Origin of the sequence: Ralstonia sp. ASV6, assembly GCF_016429285.1 — a bacterium.
Classification (GTDB): Bacteria; Pseudomonadota; Gammaproteobacteria; order Burkholderiales; family Burkholderiaceae; genus Ralstonia; species Ralstonia flaminis.
In genome coordinates this window covers 1-6480 of the sequence record NZ_JAELUI010000212.1, presented here as the reverse complement: position 1 = coordinate 6480, position 6480 = coordinate 1, and the positions used below count along the sequence as shown (strand labels likewise).

The following is a 6480-nucleotide window of genomic DNA, read 5'->3' as shown; positions in this document are numbered from 1 at the left end:
ACGGCTTCCAGGTGCTCACGCAGCGCACCGACCTGACGCCGCTGCGCAAGCTGTGGCTGGCCTGGCGAACTCAAATCACGCAGATCCGCAGTTGATCAGACCTTGATCAGATCCAGCGGTGCAAACCGGCCGGCCAGCACCGACTGCGAATCCATCCCCCACCAGCGTTCCAGCACCGTCGCGTAGAGCGAGCGAAAATCGACCGACGGGTCGAGATTGCCGCCGCCATCCAAGCGCTCCAGCATCGGCCCCTGCCCCGCCAGTCCACCCTTCACGCGACCGCCTGCCACGAAATGCGCAGCGGCAGTGCCATGGTCCGTACCATTATTCAGGTTCTCGCGCGGGCGGCGGCCGAACTCGGAATACGTGACGATCAGCGTGTCATTCCAGCGGCCCAACTCCGTAAGCGCACTCTTGAGCGAGGCAATGCCATCGCCCAACTGACGCAGCAGATTCGCCTGCGTGCCTTGTTGGTTGGTATGTGTGTCGAAACTACCCAGCGACAGGCACACCACAGCGACATCGGCCCCGCCATGCCCGGGTGCAGCAACCACCTGCATCGCCGCCTTGATCGAGTTGCCGAAGCCGCCATCCGGAAAGTGCGTCTGGAACGCAAACTTGCCCGCCTTCGGACGCAGCCCGTCAGCGGCTTTGACGATATCTGCCTCGACTTTCAGCACGTGCTCAAGCGTTGCGTTGCCCATGGCGTGAGATGGCATCGCCAGCTTGGCTTCGTTGAGGAAGGCGTCCGGATTGGCCAGCGCCACCGCACGGGCGCCGCCATCGAGCGGGCCGAGATCTGCGCTGCCGATAATCACGCCATCCGCACCGAACGACGCCGGCACAGGCCGCGCGGCAAATGCGCGGGTCAGCCAACCTTCGCGCAGGTACTGGTCGGAGCGCGACGCCGTATCCCAGATCTCGATCGAGCGGAAGTGCGAAAGATTCGGCTGCGGATACGACAGCCCCTGCACCACCGATAGCTCGCCTGCCTGCCACAGCGGCATCATCGCCTGCAAAGACGGATGCAGGCCGTAGCGGTCATCGAGTTGCAGCACCTGCTCACGCTTGATGGCAATGCGCGGGCGCAGCGCGTAGTACTGCGCGCTGGTGTACGGCACAACGGTGTTCAAGCCGTCGTTGCCGCCCTTGAGTTCAATGAGGATCAGCAGATTGCCATAGCCCTTGCGCTTGTCCTGCCCTTGAGCAAAGACCACGCCCGGGAGGCCGGATGCAGCGCCACCAAGGCCGAGCATGGCGCCAGCCTTCAGAAAATCGCGACGTTCCATGATGTGTGCTCCTGCAATCGTGGCGTTACTTCAATTGGTAGGCGGGGTCCATCATCAGCGTGCGCAGGTACGCGGTACCAGCCAGCTTGACGGGAATGGGCGCGGTGGGCTCGATCGGCAACACCGCGCGCTGGATCGAAATGCGCGGCCCGAGCTGCGGCGGGTCATCCCCATCCGCCCCAAACTGCGCCAACCACTTGGACGAATTGAACGACACCATCGTCTGCGACTGCGCCAGCTTGAAGCGGCCCTCTTGGCCCATGCCCTTGAGCGCCTGCCCCAAGCCTTGCACCGTGCCGCCCTCCTTCAGGTCTGCACGCATGGCGGCCATCATCATGCCGGGCTTCTGTTGCTGGGCTTGCTGCGCTGGCGCCTTCATCTCGGTCGAACGGAACAACTGGTCGAGAAACTGCTTGCGACCCAGCAGCGTGGTCGAGTTGATCCACGCATCGCCACCCGGCCAGCCTTTCACGTTGGGCGGTGCCAGCAGGTTCTGCCCGAGTTGCGCCGATTTGATCGCGAACGGCGTCGGGTCAGAGTACTGCACGTTGAATTGCTTGAGCGTGCCGACAATCATCTCCACTGGCGACTTCACCAACGTTGCGCGCGTCTGCGGCGCCCAGAAGGTCGGCGTCATGAACAACTCGCGCAGGGCAACCTTGATGTCGTACCCACTTGAGCGGAATGCATCGGCCACACGCTGTACTTGCGCCGTATCCGGTTCTGGCGAAACAAACTCGCGCCACAGCTTGGTTACGATGAAGGTTGCCGTCTCGGGGCGGGACAGCAGGATGTCGAGCATCTGGTCACCGTCGTAGTCGCCGCTCTGGCCAAACACGATCTTCACGCCGGTGTCGTGGATCTGCGGTCGCCAGAGGTAGGCGAAGTCGTGCTCGCGGTCGATGCTCCAGCCCGTGTAAGCGCGTGCAGCCTCCTTGATGTCCTGCTCGGTGTAATGGCCCTCACCCAGCGTGAACAACTCCATCACCTCGCGGGCGAAGTTCTCGTTGGGCTTGCCCTTGCGGCTCTCGGCGCCATCCAGGTAGATCAGCATCGCCGGGTCTTTGCCGATGGCGTGCAGCATCGTGCCGAAGTTGCCCACAGCGTTCTGGCGCAGCAGAACATTCTGGCGGTACATCAGTTGCGCGAACGGCACCTTCTGCGAGCTCGATACGAAGTGGTTATGCCAGAACAGCGTCATGCGCTCGGTCAACGGCGACGGCGTCTTGATCATCTCGCCCATCCACCAGGCGCGCAGCTCCAGTTCGTGCGCAGCGTTCTTCTGGCGTGCGGCCTTGCGGGCGTCTTCGTCGGGCAGCTTGTTGTAGGGGATGATTGGTTCATTGACCCACACCGGCGGCGGCTGCGTAGCGACATTGCCTGTCTGGGCCAGCACACGGTCGATAGCCTCGCGGTGGGTCAGCCCGGCATAGGTGTCGAGCTCACTCTCGGAGGGCGAAAAGCCGATGCGAGTAAGAAAATAGCGCGCGTCTTCGCGATCCAGGCGCTGCTCGTCGGCAGCGGGTGCCAAGGCTCGCGTGCTGTGGCGATGCGGCTTGTCTTGCGTCGCCGCCTGCGCGGGTGGAAGTGAAAGGACGCCAGCGGCTGCCAGCGCCAGAAAAATCGTGCCACGGACTTGCATGTCGGTCCCCCGAGTCGACCCTGATGCCTTGCCGGGGCAGCGACTACGCGCCGTTCCTCGGCCCCTACCTAGCCGCCACGGTGATAGATGTCCCGCGTGACGTCATAGATGTTCTGACGCAACTGCTTGCGTTCCTCGGGTGACAGCTTGCGCTGCGGGGGTGGCGACGACCGGCCTTCGCTCTCGGCTCGGCGGCTTTCCATGGCAGCGGCACGGCGACGGCGTTCATCTGCCTCGTTACCGCGTCCTCCACCCTGGTTCCCGCCCTTGTGCGGCGCGGCGGCCTCGAAGAAGCCACCGCCGTTGAATCGACTGAACCCGTTCCCCCCTCCGAATCCACTGGGGGGGGCATTGTGCGGCCCACGCGCCTGTGCCGGCAGATACGCCAGGCAGAGGGCGGCAGCACACGCCGTCAGCGCCAGGCGCCGCCGGAAACTTGCTGATCGATCCGTCAAAAGAGAGAGAGAAGCCACGTCCATGTTGCTGGAAACCGATGCGCCATGCATCATTGCGCGACAATCGATATCAGGCAACCGCATTGCACGCCAGCCCCCTTTATGGGGGTCAGCACTATTTGATCCCAACTGAGGAACCGCCAAGGCAGTGTAGCCGTGCGTCCTACAGACTGTTCGTGTGGCCCGGTAAATAATGTAACCGTCTGTTTCAATTGGGCTTCCACCGCTGCCTGAACTCCCGCGGGGCCATGTTTTTGTCGTTACCATTAGCGCCATGGAAAATTCTGGTCAAAAGATTCTCGTCGTTGATGACGATCCCCGCCTGCGCGATCTGCTGCGCCGTTACCTCGGGGAACAGGGCTTCACCGTGCTGGTGGCGGAAAACGCCACGGCCATGAACAAACTCTGGCTGCGCGAGCGCTTCGACCTGCTCGTGCTCGACCTCATGATGCCGGGCGAAGATGGCCTGTCGATCTGCCGTCGCCTGCGCGGCGCAAACGATCAGACGCCCATCATCATGCTCACCGCCAAGGGCGAAGACGTGGACCGCATCGTCGGCCTCGAAATGGGCGCCGATGATTATCTGCCCAAGCCCTTCAACCCGCGCGAGCTGATCGCACGCATTCACGCCGTGCTGCGTCGCCGTGGTCCGGCCGAGATTCCCGGCGCCCCGTCGGAAACGCCCGAAACCTTCGCCTTTGGCGATTTCGTGTTGAACCTGGCCACGCGCACACTCAAGAAGAACGACGAAGAGATCACACTTACGACGGGCGAATTCTCCGTGCTCAAGGTGTTTGCGCGCCATCCGCGCCAACCCCTATCGCGTGAGAAGCTCATGGAAATGGCGCGCGGGCGTGAATATGAAGTCTTCGACCGCAGCCTGGACGTACAGATCTCGCGCCTGCGCAAGCTGATCGAGCCTGACGCCAGCAACCCGCGTTTCATCCAGACGGTCTGGGGCCTGGGCTATGTGTTCATTCCTGATGGCGCCAAGTAAGGGCGCCAAGTAACCCCTCTTATCCGCAACCGACTTGCGCATTCCGCGTCCGGCCGCGCTGCGGCATCTGTTGATCAGTGTGTTTGGTTCGCTGTTCTGGCGAACCTTCATGCTGATCGCTCTGCTCATTGCGATCTCGCTGGGCGTCTGGTTCCAGAGCTTCCGCATTTTCGAGCGTGAACCGCGCGCGCAACAGATCGCCATGCAGGTCGTCAGCGTGGTCAAGCTCACGCGGGCGGCACTGCTGTACTCCGACCCCGCGCGGCGGCGCTTCCTGCTGCTCGACCTCGTGCAGAACGAAGGCATCAAGGTCTACCCGCGCGAGAAGGAAGATGAGTATCGCGAACCGCACACCAACCCGTACCTGACGCAACTCGTCCAGCAAGAGATCCGCAATCGGCTGGGCGCCGAAACGGTGATCGCCACGGCGGTCAACGACATTCCGGGCGTGTGGGTAAGCTTCCAGATCGAAGGCGACGACTACTGGGTTGCCATCAGCCCTGATCGTTTCGAGCACGTGCCGGGACTGCAGTGGCTGTGGTGGTCGATGGCGGCACTGGTGCTGTCGGTGCTGGGCGCGGCATTCATCACCTCGCGCGTGAACCAGCCACTCAAGCGCCTGGCCGACACAGCACGCGCCATCAGCGCGGGCGACGACCCGAAGGCGCTACCCGAAGCCGGCGGCACCGAAGTGGCGCAAGCGAATCACAGCTTCAACCAGATGGTGCGCGACCTCAAACAGCTCGAGGCCGACCGCGCCGTCATGCTGGCCGGCATTTCGCACGACTTGCGCACACCGCTCACGCGCCTGCGCCTGGAAACCGAAATGAGCCCCGTCGACGAACAAACGCGCGAGCTGATGGTGGCCGACATCGAGCAGATGGACGCCATCATCGGCCAGTTCCTCGACTACGCGCGCCCTTCCAGTGAGATGCAGGAAGAGGTGGATCTGACCGAACTCGTGCGCGATACGGCACCGGTGTATTCAGCGCACGATGACATCGATCTCACGCTCAAGCTCGCGCCGGAAGCCATCGCCCGCTGCAACCGGATGGAGACGCAGCGCATTCTCGACAATTTGATTGAAAACGCGCGCCGCTACGGCAAGACGCCCGGCACCGGTCGCGCCAACATCACGGTCAGTACTCTGCTGCAGAACAACGAGGTGGTGTTGTGCGTGGCCGATCGCGGCGCCGGTGTGCCCGTCGATCAGCTCGGCCTGCTCACGCGCCCGTTCTACCGACTCGAATCTGCCCGCAGCGAGGCCAAGGGCGCCGGGCTCGGCATGTCGATCGTCAATCGCATCCTGCAGCGCAGCGGCGGTCGGCTGGTGCTGGAGAACCGCACACCGCCAGAAACCGGGCTGGTCGTCAGCGCCTGCTACACACGCTACTGATCTGTGCCGCTCGGGCACAACCTACCGGCCTTTACGACGGTCATGCGTCACAACTCCAATCGGAGCATCAGCGCGCTTGCCCGTAATTGCTGCCGTTCAGATCATCAATCTCGGCAGCTTCTGCGCGATAGATCAGCACCACGGCCTGTGCGACGATGCCCTCTTCCTTGCCCTCGAAGCCGAGCTTCTCGTTGGTCTTGGCCTTGACGTTACAACGCTCGGGCGCAATACCAAGGTCTTCCGCCAGGTTGGCAACCATGCCCGGCACGTGCGGGGCGAGCTTCGGTTTCTGTGCGATGACGGTGGCATCGACATTGCCCACGGCATAGCCGGCCTTGCGCACGCGTTGCACGGCTTCACGCAGCAGCACGCGGCTGTCGGCGCCAGCAAAGGCCGGATCGGTGTCGGGGAAATGCCGGCCAATGTCACCCAGGCCGGCGGCACCGAACAGCGCATCGGTAATCGCATGCAGCAGCGCATCGGCATCGGAGTGGCCGAGCAGCCCGCGTGTGTGCGGAATCTCTACGCCACCCAGGATCAACTTGCGGCCTTCCACCAGTGCGTGTACGTCGTAGCCTTGGCCAATGCGGATGTCCATCCAATTCATGCTTGCGATGCCTCGTGAGGTTTGTCTTATGCGTGCCGTGCGAGGATGGCCTCGGCAAGCGCGAAATCGTCGGGATACGTCACCTTGAAGTTGC

At 63.0% G+C, this 6480-nt stretch carries 6 protein-coding genes; 2 read left to right on the top strand and 4 right to left on the bottom strand.

Going from position 1 to position 6480, the window contains the following annotated elements:
• Window positions 1-95: 95 nt before the first annotated feature.
• The 3 genes from JHD73_RS25775 to JHD73_RS25765 form a co-directional block, all read right to left on the bottom strand.
• Window positions 96-1289, bottom strand: coding sequence for a DUF1501 domain-containing protein (locus JHD73_RS25775; RefSeq protein ID WP_199033006.1), 1194 nt, complete (start codon window positions 1287-1289; stop codon window positions 96-98).
• Window positions 1290-1314: 25 nt separating this feature from the next.
• Complete coding sequence (locus tag JHD73_RS25770) at window positions 1315-2931, bottom strand: DUF1800 family protein (protein ID WP_199033005.1); 1617 nt, start codon at window positions 2929-2931, stop codon at window positions 1315-1317.
• Between the two features lie 68 nt (window positions 2932-2999).
• Window positions 3000-3440 (bottom strand): hypothetical protein, encoded by a 441-nt coding sequence (locus JHD73_RS25765; RefSeq protein WP_233177152.1) that lies wholly within the window; start codon window positions 3438-3440, stop codon window positions 3000-3002.
• A gap of 220 nt (window positions 3441-3660) precedes the next feature.
• On the opposite strand from JHD73_RS25765, the gene ompR reads away from it, so the two are divergent.
• Entirely contained in the window at window positions 3661-4383 is a 723-nt protein-coding gene (gene ompR, locus JHD73_RS25760) for a two-component system response regulator OmpR (protein WP_004627064.1), read from the top strand.
• 34 nt (window positions 4384-4417) lie between these two features.
• A complete protein-coding gene (locus JHD73_RS25755; RefSeq protein ID WP_199033003.1) occupies window positions 4418-5779 on the top strand; it encodes an ATP-binding protein in 1362 nt (453 codons plus the stop codon).
• Between the two features lie 67 nt (window positions 5780-5846).
• Here JHD73_RS25755 and ispF read toward each other — a convergent pair whose 3' ends face one another.
• Entirely contained in the window at window positions 5847-6386 is a 540-nt protein-coding gene (ispF, locus tag JHD73_RS25750) for a 2-C-methyl-D-erythritol 2,4-cyclodiphosphate synthase (RefSeq protein WP_199033002.1), read from the bottom strand.
• Window positions 6387-6480 lie beyond the last annotated feature (94 nt).